Annotated in this window: 17 protein-coding genes; 16 read left to right on the top strand and 1 reads right to left on the bottom strand. The window is 40.0% G+C overall.

The annotated features are described in order from the left end of the window. Positions 1 to 60 precede the first annotated feature (60 nt). From ABE28_RS13665 to ABE28_RS13655, 3 genes are all read left to right on the top strand, one after another. On the top strand, positions 61 to 957 hold the full coding sequence (locus ABE28_RS13665; RefSeq protein ID WP_064462849.1) for an N-acetylglucosamine kinase: 897 nt from the start codon (positions 61 to 63) through the stop codon (positions 955 to 957). 23 nt (positions 958 to 980) lie between these two features. Further along, positions 981 to 1,856: a MurR/RpiR family transcriptional regulator gene (locus ABE28_RS13660; RefSeq protein WP_064462847.1), complete on the top strand. Its 876-nt coding sequence runs from the start codon at positions 981 to 983 to the stop codon at positions 1,854 to 1,856. A 102-nt stretch (positions 1,857 to 1,958) separates the two neighbouring features. Continuing rightward, positions 1,959 to 2,690: a GntR family transcriptional regulator gene (locus ABE28_RS13655; RefSeq protein ID WP_064462845.1), complete on the top strand. Its 732-nt coding sequence runs from the start codon at positions 1,959 to 1,961 to the stop codon at positions 2,688 to 2,690. 150 nt (positions 2,691 to 2,840) lie between these two features. On the opposite strand, the gene nfsA is transcribed toward ABE28_RS13655, so the two are convergent. Next, the gene (nfsA, locus tag ABE28_RS13650) at positions 2,841 to 3,590 is read right to left on the bottom strand and encodes an oxygen-insensitive NADPH nitroreductase (protein ID WP_064462843.1); all 750 of its coding nucleotides are present in this window, start codon (positions 3,588 to 3,590) and stop codon (positions 2,841 to 2,843) included. Positions 3,591 to 3,758: 168 nt separating this feature from the next. Here nfsA and ABE28_RS13645 point away from each other — a divergent pair, with 168 nt between their 5' ends. The 13 genes from ABE28_RS13645 (at position 3,759) to lacD (ending at position 18,503) form a co-directional block, all read left to right on the top strand. Continuing rightward, positions 3,759 to 4,247 carry a winged helix DNA-binding protein gene (locus tag ABE28_RS13645; RefSeq protein ID WP_064462841.1) on the top strand — a complete coding sequence of 163 codons (489 nt, stop codon included), beginning with the start codon at positions 3,759 to 3,761 and terminating at the stop codon, positions 4,245 to 4,247. 181 nt (positions 4,248 to 4,428) lie between these two features. After that, on the top strand, positions 4,429 to 5,463 hold the full coding sequence (locus ABE28_RS13640; protein ID WP_064462839.1) for an ROK family transcriptional regulator: 1,035 nt from the start codon (positions 4,429 to 4,431) through the stop codon (positions 5,461 to 5,463). Between the two features lie 53 nt (positions 5,464 to 5,516). Further along, positions 5,517 to 6,749, top strand: a complete 1,233-nt coding sequence (locus ABE28_RS13635) for an MFS transporter (RefSeq protein ID WP_064462837.1) — start codon at positions 5,517 to 5,519, stop codon at positions 6,747 to 6,749. Between the two features lie 239 nt (positions 6,750 to 6,988). Continuing rightward, on the top strand, positions 6,989 to 7,726 hold the full coding sequence (locus tag ABE28_RS25965) for a GntR family transcriptional regulator (protein WP_306807294.1): 738 nt from the start codon (positions 6,989 to 6,991) through the stop codon (positions 7,724 to 7,726). 397 nt (positions 7,727 to 8,123) lie between these two features. Further along, positions 8,124 to 9,173 (top strand): LacI family DNA-binding transcriptional regulator, encoded by a 1,050-nt coding sequence (locus tag ABE28_RS13625; protein WP_064462835.1) that lies wholly within the window; start codon positions 8,124 to 8,126, stop codon positions 9,171 to 9,173. An 84-nt stretch (positions 9,174 to 9,257) separates the two neighbouring features. Then, complete coding sequence (locus tag ABE28_RS13620) at positions 9,258 to 10,532, top strand: Gfo/Idh/MocA family protein (protein WP_064463632.1); 1,275 nt, start codon at positions 9,258 to 9,260, stop codon at positions 10,530 to 10,532. Positions 10,533 to 10,809: 277 nt separating this feature from the next. Beyond that, positions 10,810 to 12,054 carry an ABC transporter substrate-binding protein gene (locus ABE28_RS13615; RefSeq protein ID WP_064463630.1) on the top strand — a complete coding sequence of 415 codons (1,245 nt, stop codon included), beginning with the start codon at positions 10,810 to 10,812 and terminating at the stop codon, positions 12,052 to 12,054. A gap of 57 nt (positions 12,055 to 12,111) precedes the next feature. After that, a complete protein-coding gene (locus ABE28_RS13610; RefSeq protein WP_064462833.1) occupies positions 12,112 to 13,059 on the top strand; it encodes a carbohydrate ABC transporter permease in 948 nt (315 codons plus the stop codon). Positions 13,060 to 13,148: 89 nt separating this feature from the next. Beyond that, on the top strand, positions 13,149 to 13,907 hold the full coding sequence (locus tag ABE28_RS13605; protein WP_156775949.1) for a carbohydrate ABC transporter permease: 759 nt from the start codon (positions 13,149 to 13,151) through the stop codon (positions 13,905 to 13,907). A 163-nt stretch (positions 13,908 to 14,070) separates the two neighbouring features. Beyond that, a complete protein-coding gene (locus ABE28_RS13600; RefSeq protein WP_064462829.1) occupies positions 14,071 to 14,976 on the top strand; it encodes an ROK family protein in 906 nt (301 codons plus the stop codon). A 17-nt stretch (positions 14,977 to 14,993) separates the two neighbouring features. Then, on the top strand, positions 14,994 to 16,160 hold the full coding sequence (agaS, locus tag ABE28_RS13595) for an AgaS family sugar isomerase (protein ID WP_064462827.1): 1,167 nt from the start codon (positions 14,994 to 14,996) through the stop codon (positions 16,158 to 16,160). A 397-nt stretch (positions 16,161 to 16,557) separates the two neighbouring features. Further along, complete coding sequence (locus ABE28_RS13590) at positions 16,558 to 17,493, top strand: hexose kinase (RefSeq protein WP_064462825.1); 936 nt, start codon at positions 16,558 to 16,560, stop codon at positions 17,491 to 17,493. A 14-nt stretch (positions 17,494 to 17,507) separates the two neighbouring features. Next, positions 17,508 to 18,503, top strand: a complete 996-nt coding sequence (gene lacD / locus ABE28_RS13585) for a tagatose-bisphosphate aldolase (protein WP_064462823.1) — start codon at positions 17,508 to 17,510, stop codon at positions 18,501 to 18,503. Positions 18,504 to 18,591: the final 88 nt, after the last annotated feature.

Below are 18,591 nucleotides of genomic sequence, written 5' to 3'. Positions count from 1 at the left end.
GGCGAAAAGGGAAGGAACATTAAAGATTCCTCCCTTTTTTTAATGAATAGGAGAATGATAATGAAGTATATTATCGGTGTTGATGGTGGCGGCACTAAAACAGAGGCAGTCGCTTATGGGCTAGCGGGGCATAAAATAAGTGAAGGCAATGCCGGGTTTGGCAACCTGCTCATAAATGAAGACCAAGCGATTGCGAACATCATCCAGGCCATTGAACAATGCAAGGCTTCAATTGATGATGGAATCTGCCTTTACATTTGCTTAGGATTAGCGGGATATGGTGGGGTGAAAAACCAACAAGTCCTAAAAAGTGCATTAAAGAAGGCATTCGATATCCCCTTTACGATCGTTAATGATGGAATCATTGCCCATGCTGCCTTATTAAAAGGAAATGATGGGGTATTGACGATTTCAGGAACCGGAGCTGTAAGTATCGGCATCCATGATGGTGCCGAAGAAATGGCTGGAGGCTGGGGTCATCTCCTTGGAGACGAAGGAAGCGGCTATTGGATAGCGATGAAGGCTTTTATCAACATGACAAAACAAGAAGACGAAGGTCTGGAACATAGCCAACTAACGGAGGCGATCCTGACAAAACTGGGCTATCGAAGTGTAGGGGAATTGAAAAAATTCATCTATTCCGCAACGAAAGCCGAAATTGCCGCATATGTTCCGTTCATTGTCAAACAAGCGGATTCAGGTGATGAGTTCTCAAAAAATATTCTTATTCAGGCAGGTTATCACCTTGCAAAGAACGCCCTCGATGTTTGCAGGAAGTTAAATGTTGGAGAGAATGTTACAATTGCAATAAAAGGCAGCATTCTCACCCATATCCCAACGGTCCGAAGCTCCTTTTTCAATCATATTAAACTTGAAAAACCAGAAGTGACCTTTATCGTGGATGAGGTTTCATCTACGCTGGGCTGCTATTACATAGCGTTGAATCATATTACTTAATACAAGATCGAGGGAGCCATGATATGCACGTCGAGAATATTTTATTGAGAATTGAAAGTCTACTGAATCAGTTGCCAAAATCAGAAAGAAAAATCGCCCAATATATTTTAGAACACCCAAAGGATATCGTAAGAATGACCATTCATGAATTAGCTGCTCACGCCGATGCCAGCAGTTCTGCTGTAACAAGGTTTTGCCGTTCCATAAAAGTCAACAGTTTTTCAGAACTAAAGGTATCTTTATCATCGCTTATTTCGCAACCGGAAAAAAAAGGCTTCCATGACATAGAACCTGACGAAACGATCGCCTCCATTAAAGATAAAATCGTTTCCAACTCCGTTCAGGCCATACAAGAAACAGCACACTATTTGGATGAAGCCATCCTTGATCAAATAGTCGAAACCATGAGGGTAGCTGATGTCATTTATGTTTATGGCCTGGGGGCTTCATGGCTCATCGCGGAGGATATCACACAGAAATGGCTACGATTGGGCAAAATCGTAAGTGCAAATCAAGATCCTCATATTACGGCGACAGCGCTTGCGGCAGCATCAAAAAATACCGTTTTTTTCTGTATTTCCAATAGTGGTGAAACCGAAGAAGTCCTGCAGCTTGTTGATATCGCTAAAGCTTATGGCATTAAAACGATTGGATTATCGCGTTTGGGCGACAATGGGTTAACGAAAAAAGTCGATATGCCTTTACAGCATGTACGTGCACCGGAGGCTAAATTCCGAAGTGCAGCAACAAGCTCGTTGTTCGCACAACTTTTAACGGTCAGCATTATTTTCTATGCGTATGTTTCAAAATATTATAACGAAAATAAAAATGGGATTGAACGTTCAAGGGAATCTGTCTTGAAATTCACGAAAAGAAATAAGGAAACGCCGGAAAAGTGAATGTAATGTGGATTTTTGTTAGGACGAGGGTATATATTTCGGTAGGTTCCAAACAGGTATTTTGGCTGTCCTACATCTAGATGAAAGGATGATGTATCCTAAATGATCTACAAGAATTCGCCGCTTCCGATATACTATCAACTTGAAGAAGCGATTAAAAAAGCAATTCATACCCATCAATTAATGCCAGGTGAGATGATTCCTTCTGAAAGGGAATATACGGAAAAATACAAAATAAGCAGGATGACGGTTAGACAAGCCATAACTAATCTTGTGAATGATGGATACTTATATAGGCAGCGAGGTATTGGAACATTCGTTACCCACCAAAAAATCGTGCAGCCCCTGCAAGGTTTGACCAGCTTTTCCGAAGATATGCTAGCTAGGGGGCTTGAGCCAAGTACACGTGTAATCAGTTTATCAGAGATCAAAGCTGAACTTGATCTGGCAGCTAAACTTGAGGTGGAAGCAGGAACGCCAATTCTTGAGTTGAAACGGGTAAGACTGGCCGACCACTTGCCCATGTCATTAGAAACCGCCTATCTTTCGAAGGTACTTTCAGGGGGATTGACGGAAGAAATGGCCTTTTCCTCCATTTATAGCCATGCAGAAAAAACGTTTGGTCTGAAAATCCAGTTTGGAAGGCAATCCATAGAGGCCTCCGTCGCTCAAAAAATCGAGGCTGAGATGCTAGAGGTTGCAGAAGGTGCCCCCGTATTGCGAATTGAACGGATAAGCAGGCTCGAGACAAACAAGCCGTTTGAAGTTGCCAAATCTGTCTACCGAGCAGACCGCTATCAGCTGACAATCGATATGGAGAGGGAGAGGTCATAGTAAGGGGACCTATCTTATTCAAGGAAAATTCATTTTCGTACGCAACCTATCCATCACCTTATAATCAATGAGATAAGGTGATTGATAGGAAATATAGTGCCTCACAAAACAGTTTATCTGGATTCGGTCAAAGCATGGGCTGAGACCGTTCTATAATAAATTCATTCTTTTTTCTTTTACATATTGTGAAAAATGTGCATCCGCTTTTTTTTGAAAGAGAGCAATATTCTTACAGGACCATGTATCCGCCCGTTGATTTTCGGATCGTGTTTCATAATATGCTTTCATTTTTTGGTCATAACCTTCAATTAGCTCCTGCTGCTCATCCATATTGGTATTGTATTGATTTTCAAAGTAAACCGCCTCTAGCGGTAAACGAGGCTTAATTTCCGGTTGCTGGTCCGGAAAGCCGATTGCCATCCCGAACAAAGGAATGACATGGGAAGGTATGTTCAACAACTTGTCTATTTCAGGTAATCCTTTTGCGATGGCACCAATATAGACAACTCCCAGTCCCATGGATTCTGCTGCGAGTGCAGCATTTTGCGCGGCTAACGATGCATCTATCGTCGCTATTTGATAAAACTGGGTACTTTCAAGCATATCTTGCATGTTTTGCTTTTCCTTATCGGAGGCTTTGATCGTCAATCTATGTAAATCGGCACAAAATAGTAGGAAGTGTCCATTGTTTTCGACATAGGTTAAGCCAGTGATCTTTCCTAATTCTTTTTTAATAAGCGGGTTGGTTATTCCAATAATCGAATAAGTTTGCATGAATCGGGAAGAAGGGGCCATTTGTGCTGCCTTTATGATGGACGAAATTTGTTCATTTGAAATTCTTTCATCCTTGAATTGGCGAATGGAGCGGTGACTCATTATTGTTTCAATCACTGGATTCATTCAGGTCATCTCCTAACAAGCATTGGTATTATTGTTTCCTGGAAACAATAATATCAATGCTTTAACCGGTTGTCAATATTGTTTCTCAGAAACAATATTATTGATCAATGTCTTGATATATCAGTAAAATGAAATTATGATAAGTATTCAAAGGAGGGGCTTAATGTTATGAATGATTCTTCACAACAACAAATACTGGATTCTTTTATTAAATTAATGGAAAGAGAATCGGAGAATGACGAGGAGAAACAATGGTTAGTGCAAAACAGCAGCGATGATGCCATCACCGAAACGATTATGGGAATGACGACCCTGATGCTTCATGTTCTTGATGGCATCGGACGGTTTGAGCCCGTCAATGGCATAACGATTTCAAGGCAGCTGAATATCCCCAAAGGCAGTGTATCTAAAATCACCCGAAAGCTGATTGAAAAAAAACTAATCAAAGCAGAATATCTCCCAAACAATAAAAAAGAAGTGCTGTACCATACAACACCGCTTGGCCAAGACCTTTTCATTCTCCATCAAAGATTACATAAGGAAATGGAAATGAACTTTGGACATTTTTTACAAAAGTACAGCGAAAGCGAGCTGCTCATTATCTCCGATTTTCTTCAGGATCTTGCCGATACAACATTTGTCACCTTAAAAAAATAATCTTAAAAAAAGGGAGGCCAATCCCCTCAGCCTTTGTAGTGGATACGAAGGCTTCTTTGCGTTTTCAGCATGTATTAATATAACAATCTAGTATCCATTGTTTTCAATAACTGGATATGATATATTGAATCGGAACTTATTAAACTTCTTTAATAAGTCAATGGAAGCAGGTGGTGACGATATGGATGAATTAGTGGCTAAGCCAAAATCCATGAAGAGGGCAATCCTTCATGGCATTCGAGCAGCCCTGTTAGAACGCGGAAGTGCTACAAAGGTTGAGCTCAGTGAAAATTTGGGAATCAGTTTCCCGACCATAAGTAAATTTCTTCAGCAGATGGAGAAGGATGGCGAACTTATTTTGACAGGTCTCGATGATTCAAGTGGTGGGCGAAGAGCAAAAAGATATACATATAATCCAGAGTATAAGTTAGGTTTGGCCTTATTCATGGAGGAGAATGAAACGAATTATGTGATTTTTAATTGTTTCGGGGAAGTGAAGGAGCAGGGAAAAACGGCACCTGCCTTAAAGGATGATGCATTTAGTTTGCTAACCAAGGATATTGAAGATCTCATGGATAAATATCCTCAGGTGAGCTCCATGGCGGTCGGGGTGCCTGGATCTGTTGATAATGGCCGGATTTTCTTTATTCCAGGCTATGAGCATCTTCAGGATTTTGATTTAAAAGGGTATTTTGAAAATCATTTTTCGATACCTATAGTAGTGGAAAACGATATGAATGCTGCTGTACTTGGCTATCACAACACGAGGAAAATCAAGCACGATCATTCTCTCGTTTATTTATATTCCGGTCAAAATGGCCCAGGTGCAGGAATCTTGATCAACGGGGGCGTGGTTCGAGGGAGCACCTTTTTTTCGGGAGAGGTGTCCTTTGTCCCTCAGTATGATGATCGAAACTTCCTGCAAGCGTTGGGAAAAGGAAAGCGGACAGAGAAGAAGGCCATTCGTGAGGAATATGAAATCGATGCGTTCAGCAGGCTAGTCGCTTCATTTACAGCCATCATCAATCCAAAAACAATCATTTTTTGCAATGATGAAGTCGACGAGACAATATTGAAACAAATTTCAGGAAGAAGCTCGACATATATCCCGGAAAAACATCTTCCAGAGCTTGTAGCAAGTGATTGGAAACAAGACTATTTATATGGCTTACAGGTTCTCGGCCTTAATCTGATGATTACAGGAGAAAGTAGCTGAAACGCAACGGGACAACAATAGAACAAGAAACCAACTTAACGGGAGGCAGATTCATGGCAACATTTTTTTTAGTGATCATCTATTTGGCTTTTATCAGCCTAGGTTTACCAGATTCATTGTTAGGAGTCGCTTGGCCGGTGATGAGCGCGGAATATGGTGCTCCGCTTGAAACGGCTGGCTGGCTTTTCATGACGATCGCAGGCGGTACCATCATTTCCAGTTTAGCTAGCGGAGCCGTCCTTAAACGGTTCGGGACTGGAAATGTCACCTTTGTGAGCTGCTTACTGACGGCGGGGAGCCTGTTAGGGTTTCATTTTGCTCCATCGGTTGTCTGGCTGGTCATATTCGCCATACCATTGGGATTAGGCGCAGGGTCAGTCGATGCTGGATTGAACAATTATGTTGCTACACATTACAAAGCACACCACATGAGTTGGTTGCATTGCTTTTGGGGAGTCGGTGCCACCCTTGGTCCGATCATTATGGCTCAGTCCATTTCAGGGCAAAATTCTTGGAGAAGCGGGTATCTTACAATTGCCTGCATTCAGTTTGCATTGGTCGTCATCCTTTTCTTCACACTTCCTTTATGGAATAAAATCGCAAAAAACAGTGCTGCCATGTCTTCGGAAGAAAAGGACGAACAGGCTGGTGCCTTGCTTGAAGAAGAGGCTAAACAAACAAAGCCTTTGCGAATCAAGGGTGTGAAGCTTGCTCTTGTGTCCTTTTTGTTTTATTGCGGGGCCGAAGCTACAATAGGACTTTGGGGAAGCAGCTTCCTTGTGAATGTAAAGGAATTGCCTGTTGATGCAGCGGCAAAATGGGTTTCCTTATATTATGCAGGAATAACGATCGGAAGGTTCATTACGGGCTTCATTACATTAAAGGTCAGAAATCGTACACTGATACGATTCGGTCAGGTGACAGCCCTGTTAGGAACAGTACTTTTATTATTACCTTTGCCGGCAGGTTTCTTGCTTGTAGGTTTCATTATGATTGGATTAGGATTCGCTCCAATTTTCCCATGTATGCTGCATGAAACGCCAGCACGCTTCGGAAAGGAACATTCCCAGACCATCATGGGCTTTCAAATGGCCATGGCCTATACAGGCAGCATGTCCATGCCGCCTCTGCTTGGCTTCATCGCATCTCACACAACTATCGGGATTTTTCCGTTTTTCATTGCCTTTTTTGTGGCAGCGATGTTCTTGGGCTCGGAAAAATTAAATGATCTTTTGAAAAAGAAGAGATCCACAAATGGTGAAAATTCGAATTCCATGTCACTGTAAGCATGAAGCGGTTTGTTAGGCGGATTAGAAATGGGTGAATGGATAACTTTTTTAAACAGGGGATCCTTGCTAGCGGAAGAGGCGAATGTCGAGAACCTTACTACACAATACAGAACTTAATAGATTGTTCATTACCCATCGTAAAACCATACCCTAAGACAACTGTGCTTGCTGGTTTGACACAATTAGTGTCGATGATATAATTTGGTAAAAAGCAAGTTTGGATGGAAGGTAGGCTTATGATAATGAAACCACTGGAGCATGGAAGTGTAATACCTCTTTATCACCAATTAATGGAGAGGCTAAAGGGTTCTATTGAAAATGGTCATTGGTCGCTCGGTGATAAAATCCCATCTGAAAATCAATTAATGGACCAATTTCGCGTGAGTCGGAACACTGCAAAAAAAGCTATTGAAGAGTTAGTACAGGAAGGAATCCTCTACCGAATTCAAGGTAAAGGTACCTTCGTGGCAAAACCTAAATTGCATCAGTCATTGATGGGGTTTTACAGCTTTAGTAAAGTATTAAAGGAAAAAGGAATGAATCCCAAAGATATCATTCTAAAAATAGAGGAAGTACATCCAAGTTCAAAAATCAGGGAAGCGCTGCTGATTGGGGAAGATGAGAATGTCATTGAAATGAAACGCCTTCGTTGTGCCAACGATGAACCATATATTTTAGAATCATCTTTCATACCGAAAAACGTGGCTTCAGATACAGAGCAACTTAAAAAAGTTGGTGAAGTATCATTATACGATTTACTTTCACAACAATTTAATATTGTAGTAACCAGAGCAAAGGAGTCATTTGAACCAGTTCTTATTCGTGCTGAAGAAAGTGAGTACCTTCAAACGGAAGAAGGCAGTCCAGCTCTGTTGCTTGAAAGAACTGCTTATGATATCAATGGAAAGCCTGTTGAATTTTGCATTTCCATCGTTCGAGGTGATCGTTGCCGTTTTTACACAGAACTTACATAAAGATTCAATCACTCATAGCAATGTGTCTATGAGTTTTCTTTTTTAAACATACAAAAAAATAAAATGATAAATTATCAAAGATAAAAGACTCAAATTATGGTTTAAATTCATTTTAGTTGTCGGGTTGACAGGATAACTTTTAAAGTGTATATTTGTATTAGTTAAAATTTTCTGTCAATAATTGAAGTTAACGTGAACATTATTTTGCTGGAATATTTTTTTGGTTAAACTTGTACCTACAACCCATTAACTTAATTTTAAAATGATTATTCCATAGGAAAAAGTAAAACTTCTCTTAAGACATAATAAAGATGCAAAAGTATTTCTTAAAAGGATACAATATTTGTTATTCTATTTAAGAAGGCTGTTAAGTACATAATTAAGAGGTGTTTTATTCGTGATAAGGCTAAAGGATATTGCTGAACAAGTAGGAGTTTCTATCTCAACTGTTTCGAGAGTAATTCAAAATGATCAAACTAGAAATGTTAACCAGGAAACAAAAGCGAGAATTTGGGAGGCAGTTAAAGAGTTAGGGTATATACCAAATCAGCATGCCCGAAATTTAGTTGCTAATAAGCAAGAGAAGCGGAACGTAAGAACAATGAAGATTGGATGGGTAGCCAACCCCAAACAAGCGGAGATTAACCCGTACTTTGCAGATATTTATACAGGCATTCGTGATGAATTAACCAATAATGAGTACAACTTGATTAGTATTACTAAGGATGAACTTGAAAACGAGGCGCTGCTCCTTAAGACCATTCATGATCTGGGGATTGAAGGACTGCTTCTCATCGATAAGATTAATGATAATATGATCGAATATATTCAACAATATATACCACTAGTAGGGTTGGACTTTTTTTATGCAGATAAAAATATAGCGATCATTGATTACGATCGCGCGGCTTCTATCAAGATGGTTGTTAAGTATTTAGTTAAGCAAGGTCACCGCGATATAGGTTTTATTGGTGGAGGTGTTAATGAAACATTTGAAGATTTGTATGCTGAACATCGTTTTAAAGGCTTTCAACGTGCCATGGAAGAAACCGGACTGGAAATCCAACCTGAATGGGTATTGAATACACGGTGGAAAATGGAAAATAGCTATGTGGAAATGAAAAGATTGATTAAAAAGAATCCGTTGCACCTGCCAACAGCAATGGTCTGCGCCAGTGATTTGATGGCTATCGCTGCCATGAGAGCTGCCAGGGAAAATAAAATTAGAATTCCAGAGGACATCGCATTCTTTGGAGTAGATAATTTAGAGATGGGCAAATATTCGTCACCCCAGCTGTCAACGGTAGATATTCCTAAATATGAAATGGGGAGAATGGCAGCTAAAACGATTATAGAAATGGTTGAAGGGAAAATTAAACTCCCGGTGAAAATTATACTGCCGTTTGAATTAGTCATTCGAGAATCTTCTAACATAAAACGAACCTGAGCGGTTCTTTTTTTAAAACTTATCGGAAAACGTTTGGCTAAAATCCGGAAAATGATTGGAAAAACAAAGATGGGAGAATATGCCATGAAACAAATGACAGCAATAATTATCGGAGCAGGTGACAGAGGAGGGAGAGCGTACGCACCTTATGCCTTAGAGAATCCTCATGAATTTAAGATTACAGGTGTGGCAGAACCGAATAAAGATAGAAGAATTAAATTTCAAAAAGAACATAATATCTCCATTGAAAATAGTTTTGAATCGTGGGAGGAGGCATTCCAATTAAAAAGAAAAATAGCAGATATTGCAATCATATGTACACTGGATCGCCATCATTATAAACCGACCATGAGAGCATTGGAACTGGGCTATCATGTTCTTTTGGAAAAACCGATGTCCCCAGATCCGATGGAATGCATTGCAATGGAACAAGCAGCCCAAAAATATAATCGAAATCTTACAATATGTCATGTATTGAGGTATACGGAGTTTTGGACAGCGATAAAAAAGGTTATTTCCACTGGGGAAATTGGAGAGGTAGTGTCGCTGCAATTAAATGAAAACGTGGAAGTGATGCATATGTCTCATAGTTTTGTACGTGGTAATTGGAATAATAAAGAAAGAACGAGCCCAATGATTCTTCAAAAGTCATGTCATGACATGGATATCATTTCTTTTGTAATAGGCAGGGATTGTAAACGTGTAAGTTCATATGGTTCGCTTATGCATTTTAAAGAAGATAATGCACCAGTCGGAGCGCCAAAGAGATGTTTGGATGGTTGTCCTGTTGAATATGAATGTCCCTATCATGCTGGAAGGTATTATCTTGGTGAAGGTAGAGGGTGGGCAAGGAAATTTACAGAAGATTATACGAATGAAGGAATCATAAAAGCATTAAATGATACTCCATACGGAAAATGTGTTTATCGCTCAGATAATAACGTGGTGGATCATCAAGTCGTAAATATGGAATTCGAGGGTGGGGCAACAGCGACATTTAGTATGTGCGGGTTTACTAGGGAGCAAACACGTATTGTTCAGATAATGGGAACTAAAGGGGAAATACGTGGAAACATGGAGGAAAATAGTATTTCGATCTTTAATTTTCTCACTAAGCATGAAACGGTTATAAAATTTGACAATCCGATTGGCGGACATGGTGGTGGTGATAGTAGCATCATAAGGACTTTTTTGAGAGAAATTCAATTTGGAAATAAACAGGATAGCGTTTCATCCGCATTAGCTTCGGTAAGAAGTCACCTAATGGCATTTGCTGCTGAAGAGTCAAGGTTAAATAAAGGTCAATCCATTAATATTGACCATTATTACCGTAGTTTAGAAGAAAATACAAAGATTTAATACATGGGCACATGGGCGATTATAAAGTAAGTTTGTTCACAACCGGGCTTATAAACAAGAAGTCATTTGCTGAAATGAAAAATTATTTCTGAGACTTTTTTATTTAGTGGGGGTGGTAAGCTATCAGCATTTGTAGCTATTTATCGGCTAGCTAGTAGAAATGGATAAAGGGATGAAGGAAATGTAAGGGCTACCAAAGTGGAACTGTGCATAAAACCATCATGTCCTAGGCGTTTTAAGAAATCTACTAAACTTTATTAAAAGGAAGGGAAATATGATGAAAAAATGGCCACTAATGGTTTTGACAGCGATTTTAGGATTAATGGTAATAGCCGGATGTAGTAATGAGGACGCAGCCTCAGGGGACGGGGATGTTGAAATCACGTATGGGTTTTGGGATAAGAAGCAAGTCTCTGCCATAGATGAAGTTATCAAAGCATTTAACGAAAAATATCCGAACATTAAAGTCAAAAAGGAGATAACTCCTTACGGTCAGTATTTTCAAAAACTTGAAACTGCTGCCACTGGTGAGGCGTTGCCTGATGTTATGTGGATGAATGGTGCCCATGTTCAACAATATGCTGAGGGAAAGGTAATTCTACCACTTACCGATCTTGCAAAAAAAGAAAACTATAGCTTGGATAATTATCCGGAATCTTTAATTGATCTTTATACTGTCAAAGGAGATATATATGGTATACCAAAAGATTTTGATACAACAGGCTTATGGTATAACAAAAAAATCTTTGATGAAGCAGGTGTGCCATATCCAGATGACACCTGGGATTGGAATAAGTTAAAGGAAAACGCTGAAAAACTGACAGATAATAAAAAAGGTATTTGGGGTTATGCAGCTTTAATGGGCAACCAAGGTGGTTATTATGATTTCATTTGGCAAAATGGGGGTTATATCATTTCTGACGATGAAAAGTCTGTAGGATTCGATCAACCGGAAGCGATTGAGGCACTTCATTATAATACTAGTTTCATAAAGGAAGGATTATCTCCCACACAAGCCCAAATGACAGAAACAGCCGCTTCCGAATTATTCTCTTCTGGAAAAGTAGCGATGATGTTCGATGGCCCATGGATGTTACAAGAGTATAAGGACAATCCAGATATAAATGTTGCTGTCGTGCCAAAAGGAAAACAGCGTGCAGTTGCCATTCATGGCCTAGCCAATGTTATTGCGGCTAACACAAAGCATAAAGATGCTGCGTGGAAGTTTGCCCAATTCCTAGGTTCTAAAAAAGCGGCAGAGATATTTGCCAAAACAGGGACGGTCATTCCAGCCTATAATGGGACACAAGAGGCTTGGGTTCAAGCCGTTCCCAGTATAAATCTTCAAGCCTTTATTGATGGCGCTGATTATTCTGTTCCGCTGCCTAGTGTTAAAAACACAGGAGAAATTTGGCAGTATGAAACGGATGTTCTAAAAAAGGTTTGGAGCGAAGAAGTAAGTGTGGAGGATGCCGTAAAAGAGTTAACAAACAAGGCAAATGGGGCACTATCAAAGAAATAGAAAAATTGAAGGAGGGAAGATGTTTCTTCTCTTCTTTACATAAAAGGAGTGAATACGGTGCAGGAACATCCTCTCCAGGTCGAGGTTAAAGCGAATACAAAACTTAAGGTTACTAACTTAACGAAGACAAGGAAAAGTTCAGACTTTTTTTGGGCTTATCTCATGATTGCTCCTACCATGTTAGGCTTGTTCATTTTTTATCTCTGGCCCATCTTTCAGAACTTTTACTTTAGTTTCACCGAATGGGGAGCCTTTGGACAATATGAGTGGACGGGGCTGGATAACTATAAGCGCATGCTAGAGGATACAAACCTCATAAAATCATTTAAGAATACAGCGATATATATTATCCTTACTGTTCCCTTCGGGATTTTCCTATCGATACTAATAGCTGTACTCCTGAACCAAAATATTAAAGGGAAATCCATTTATCGCACATTATATTTCTTACCCGTAATTACCATGCCAGCTGCCATCGCAATGGTTTGGAAATGGCTATACAATTCTGATTACGGACTGCTAAACTATCTTTTGTCTCTATTCGGAATCAAGGGCCCACAATGGGTGAGTGATCCGAAAATTGCCTTATATTCGATAATTGTCGTAGCAATCTGGAGTGGGATCGGTTACAACATGATCATTTTCCTTTCCGGATTACAAGGAATTCCGAAGTCCTATTATGAAGCTGCTGAAATGGATGGAGCTGGCCCGTTCAGGGTATTCTTCAATATTACACTGCCGCTTCTCTCCCCTGTAATTTTCTTTGTGAGTATCACGTCCTTAATTGGCGCTTTTCAAGTTTTTGATCTGATTTTCATGATGATTGGTAAAAGCAGTACAGCCTTGGAAAGTACGCAATCAGTTGTTTATCTATTCTATCAGCACGCATTTGTATTAAACGATAAAGGATATGCAGCAGCAATCGCTGTTCTATTATTGATAGTAATCTTGATTATCACTGCAGTCCAAATGGTCTTACAGAAAAAATGGGTTCACTATGACTAAAGGAGGTAGAGCCAGTGGAAAAAACGAGGCAGCTTGTGACAAGTAAAACATTTCTTATCCATTTCGTCCTTATTTTGGGATCAATAGCAATGGTCACACCCTTTTTATGGATGATCTTAACCTCCTTAAAAACGTATGCTGAGTCCATTCACGTTCCGCCCATTATATTTCCGAAGGATTTGCAATGGGGTAATTATATAGAAATTTTTGGACTTCTGCCATTTTTCAAATTTATGTTTAATACAGTTATAATTACGGTCGTACGGACAGCAGGGCAATTATTTTTGTGTTCGTTAGCCGCATATGCATTTGCGAGAATTGAATTTCCTGGCAGGAATATCCTGTTTTTGTTAGCTTTATCCGTTTTAATGGTACCAGGGCAAGTGTTTTTACTCCCACAATATATGATTATGGTTAAACTTGGTTGGTTGAATACATTACAGGCGGTAATAGTCCCAGGAATGTTCAGTGCATTCGGTACGTTCCTGCTAAGGCAATTCTTTATGGGCCTTCCAAAAGAACTAGAAGAGGCAGCAAGACTCGATGGCTGTAACCATTTCCAAATTTACTGGAAAGTGATGCTTCCTCTTGCCAAACCTGGTTTAATTGCCTTGGGTATTTTCACGACTCTTTGGAGCTGGAATGAATTGATGTGGCCAATGATTGTGAACAGTTCTCCTGAATCAATGACACTTTCAGTTGGATTGTCATCTCTTCAAGGTCAGTATTTAACGAACTATCCTATACTTATGGCTGGCTCCTTTTTAGCTATACTGCCCATGCTCGTTTTATTCATCATCTTACAAAAACAATTCATTGAAGGAATTGCAGTAACTGGCGGTAAATAAGTATAAAAAACTCGTAGTATTTGGCTAGGAGTTTTTTACAAGAACAACTTATACCAACAACCCAACCGATGGGTATGAAAGTTGAAAAATAGCTGGCTCCTTTTGAAAGTAACAGCTTGAATTGGAAAAGTAGACGTTGGAGAGGGATATGAGGTGCAGGAAAATGAAAAAGGCAATCGGCATTGACATTGGAGGGACTAAAATTGCAGCGGGGATGATAACACAATCCGGAGAAATGCTAATGCGTGAGGAGGTTGAAAGTGATCCATCAGATCGGGAAAAAATGTTTGCTAGAGTCTTGGAAGCAGTGGAGCAACTTCTTAAAAAAACCTCTTTTTCCTTGGCTGATATAGAGGGTATCGGTGTGGGTGTACCAGGTAAAGTGGATTGTGAGAATGGAATCGCTATTTTTCAAAATAATCTACCTTGGGAACAATTCCCCGTCATCGCTCGATTGCGAGAGCAATTCGGCATTGAACGGATAAGCATTGACAATGATGTCCATATGGCAGCATATGCCGAGTGGAAGGTTGTACAGGAAAAGCGGAATGAAACATTTGTCTATGTGACTATTAGTACCGGCATCTCCTGTTCCATCATACAAAATGGAACATTTTTCAGGGGGGCGGGATTTGCCGGGGAACTTGGGTTAATACCAGTACTTTCTAAGGCGAACGATAAGGAAAATCGGCGATTGGAACAAGTGGCGGCTGGACCTGCCATTAAAAAGTTGGCGGAAATGGAATTGCAAATCGACCAAATTTCCACTAAAGAAGTCTTTGGAGGCTATGTAAAGGGGGCTTGTGATTACCTACCTGTCATCGAAGAGGTGACTGACAACCTAGCTCAAGGACTATATGCGATTTCCTGTTTATTGGATCCACATAAAATGGTTTTCGGCGGCAGTGTCATCGTTAATAACCCCTTTCTGCTGAAGTTAATTAAAGGAAAGCTAAGAAGTTACCTTTTACCTGAACAACAACATATTTTAAGACAGATGAGCATCAGTACATTGAAGCAAGATAATGGCGTCATTGGGGCAGGATTGCACGTATTCGGACGATCATGAAAAGAGGAGTGTTAAGGATGTTTACACTTAATAAGGAAAAATTAGTATCGTTAGGTGCATCGATTACAACAGGTGAAATCAAGCAACAACCTGTTTTATGGGATGAAACCTATTCATTGTATAAAAAGAAACGTGTAGAAATTCAAGCATTTTTACAAAAATTAGCCGAACAATATGAACGGATTCGTGTCATTTTTACAGGTGCGGGAACTTCTGCCTACGTCGGTGATACGGTTACACCTTATTTAAAAGGGAAAATGAATGAAAAAAAGTGGGAATTACTGAATATCCCAACTACCACTTTGGTGTCTAACCCCTATGAATTTCTAAAAGCTGATATCCCAACCTTGTTGGTTTCATTTGCTCGAAGTGGCAACAGCCCTGAGAGCTTGGCTGCCGTAGAATTAGCGGAGCGTATTATCACTAATTTCTACCAGTTAACGATTACTTGTGCAAATGATGGAGAGCTAGCGAGAAGGGCAAAAGGTGACGAAGATAATCTTTTATTGTTGATGCCCGAAAAAGCGAATGATCAAGGATTTGCTATGACAGGAAGCTACTCATGCATGACGCTATCAGCATTACTCGTTTTTGATCCGCTGCCATTGGAGGAAAAGGAATCACTTGTACAAAGGATTTCTCAAATGGGCGAAAGTGTTATCGGGCGAGAAGAAGATATCCAAAAAATTATCGATCATGATTTTGAAAGGATAATTTATCTTGGATCAGGGTGCTTGGAAGGCTTGGCGAGGGAATCTCAGTTAAAAATATTAGAGCTGACAGCAGGCAAAATCGTAACAGCATTCGATTCCCCATTAGGATTCCGTCATGGACCCAAATCATTTGTCAATGGAAAGGCGGTGGTTTTTGTTTTTGTTTCGAATCATCCTTATACACGTCAATATGATTTGGATCTGTTAAATGAATTGCAGCGTGATAACATTGCTAACTACATCTGTGCCATTGAAGTTGATGGAAAAACCAAATATGCCGGGAACACATTTTTATTTAACTGTGACGCTCAGTCCGTACCTGATGCTTACCTGGCATTACCATTTGTCATGGTTGGGCAAACTGTCTCACTACTTGCTTCCATAAAAGTCGGTAATACACCTGATACACCTTCACCGACAGGCACCGTCAACCGTGTTGTAAAAGGGGTAACCCTGTACGAGTATAAGTAAATGATATGTCCTTGAGCTTTTAGTAGTTTTATAGAATTTGGCATGTCAACCTTGTTTTTTCCTGATTGTATGATACTGACGTACGTCTGAAGGGATTTATCTACTCGCAGAATATCCTATAGAAGTTAAAGATGGAGCTGCCCGAAATGAAGGTGGAATTTTAGCAGGCAGGTCCTTGTATTTGAGAGATGCCATCAAAAAAGGTATCCAATGGGGTATAGCTATTACGGTATAAGCCATTTAGATGGAAGTGATGCTCCTGCTATAAGTGTTCAAATCGAAAACGAATGGGAGTAAATTGAAAAAGGGGTAGGCTGCTTTATCTTATTGGATCCAGCTAGTTTGAATGGTGACAGTCGTTATCAAGCCTTAACAACATCCGGAAAGAGTGATTATGATGATTGTAGCTGTAACAATGAATCCTTCGGTCGATATTTCCTATTCGTTAAATCGATTTGAATTGGATGATGTCAATCGTGTAGAAACGGTAAGAAAAACGGCTGGTGGAAAGGGCTTGAATGTTGCCCGAGTAATCTCACAAATGAAAGAAGATGTCATGTCAACAGGTGTTTTAGGCGGAACGGTTGGCGATTATATTGTTCAGCAATTAAATGAAAGTAATGTTCGAAATGACTTTTTGAGAATTGAAAGTGATTCAAGGAATTGTATCGCCATCCTTCATGCAGGAATGCAAACCGAAATTTTAGAATCTGGACCGACATTATCAGAGCAAGAAGGAATAGCTTTTCTAGAAAAATTTGAAGGTTTGATAATTCATGCTTCCCTAGTAACAATTTCAGGAAGTCTACCCAAAGGCTTACCTACTGACTATTACTGTGAAATGGTTGAAATCAGTCATAAAAAAGGGAAACGCGTGATTGTCGATACGTCAGGAGAATCGTTAAAACAAGTCTTGATGCAAAAGAAAAAACCTTTTGCCATCAAGCCGAATACCGCGGAATTGTCACAGTTGCTGGGGTTCGAAGTGGAAGCTGAAATCATGGATTTGAAACAAACGTTAAACCATAAGATTTTCGCTGGGATTGAATGGATTGTCGTGTCCATGGGTAGTAGGGGAGCCTTTGTCAAGCACGGGGCTGATTACTACCGGGTTACGATTCCAGAAATAAATGCGATCAATCCAGTAGGGGCGGGAGATGCCACCGTTGCCGGATTTGCTGTGGCCCTGAACCGAAATCAAACTGTGGACAATGTGCTGAAAACGGCTATGACCACAGGGATGTTAAATACCATTGAAGCCAGAACCGGCTATATTAATAAAGACAAATTTAAACAGTTCTTCAACTTTGTAAAAGTTGAAAAAATGTATTAAAGAGGAGAATGCCGATGTTAGCCCTAACAAAAAATAAATTGGAAGCTCTTAAACGTTTATCGGATGAACATGGTGTGATTGGAGCATTGGCCATTGATCAACGTGGCTCCTTGAAGAAAATGATTGCAACCGGTAATGCTAGCCATGTGGGAGATGAAGGTATCATTCGTTTCAAAAGGTTGGTTTCTGAGGAATTAACACCCTTTGCAACGGCTATTCTTTTGGACCCTGAATATGGTATCCCAGCGGCAAAGGTGCGTGACAAGAACGCAGGTTTATTAGTAGCCTATGAAAAAACAGGCTACGATGCGTCAGACGTGGGACGTCTACCTGATTTACTGCCGGAATGGTCAGTGAAACGCTTGAAAGAAGCCGGCGCCGATGCGATCAAATTCCTCCTGTATTATGATGTCGATGAAGCAGATAAAATTAATAACTCCAAACATGTTTATATGGAACGGGTTGGATCCGAGTGTGCGGCTGAAGATCTTCCATTTTTCTTGGAAATTATAACTTATGATGCGAAAAACGATGATGTGAAAAGTAAAGAATTTGCAAAAGTCAAACCGAATAAAGTGATTGGGGCCATGAAGGAGTTCTCCAAACCCCAATACCAAGTAGATGTATTGAAGGTTGAGGTTCCGGTTAATATGAACTTTGTGGAAGGGTATGCGGAGGAAGAAGCCGTTCACAGTAAAGAAGAAGCTGCCTTTCTTTTCAATGAGCAAAGTAAAGCAACTGAACTGCCCTTTATTTTCTTGAGTGCTGGGGTGAGTGCAAAACTCTTTCAAGAAACATTGAAATTTGCCAAAGAATCTGGTTCTACCTTTAATGGTGTGTTATGTGGCCGGGCAACCTGGAAAGAGGGTGTGCCACCTTTTGCCATAGGCGGAGAACAAGCAGGCCGTATCTGGCTACAAGATACTGGTAAGAGAAATATTGAAGAACTGAATGTCGTTTTGAAAGCGACAGCTGAATCCTGGTTTAGGAAAATAACCGTTTCAACTTAAACCGATTGCCTTTTATTGAGGACTGGAACTATAGTTATATGTAGTAAGGAATTGCACCCAAAAGATACGGAAAATTCAGTCTTCGAAA

Source organism: Peribacillus muralis, from assembly GCF_001645685.2.
GTDB classification, from domain to species: domain Bacteria; phylum Bacillota; class Bacilli; order Bacillales; family DSM-1321; genus Peribacillus; species Peribacillus muralis_A.
The sequence above is the reverse complement of the archived record's forward strand: the minus strand, read 5'-3'. Positions and strand labels throughout refer to the sequence as shown.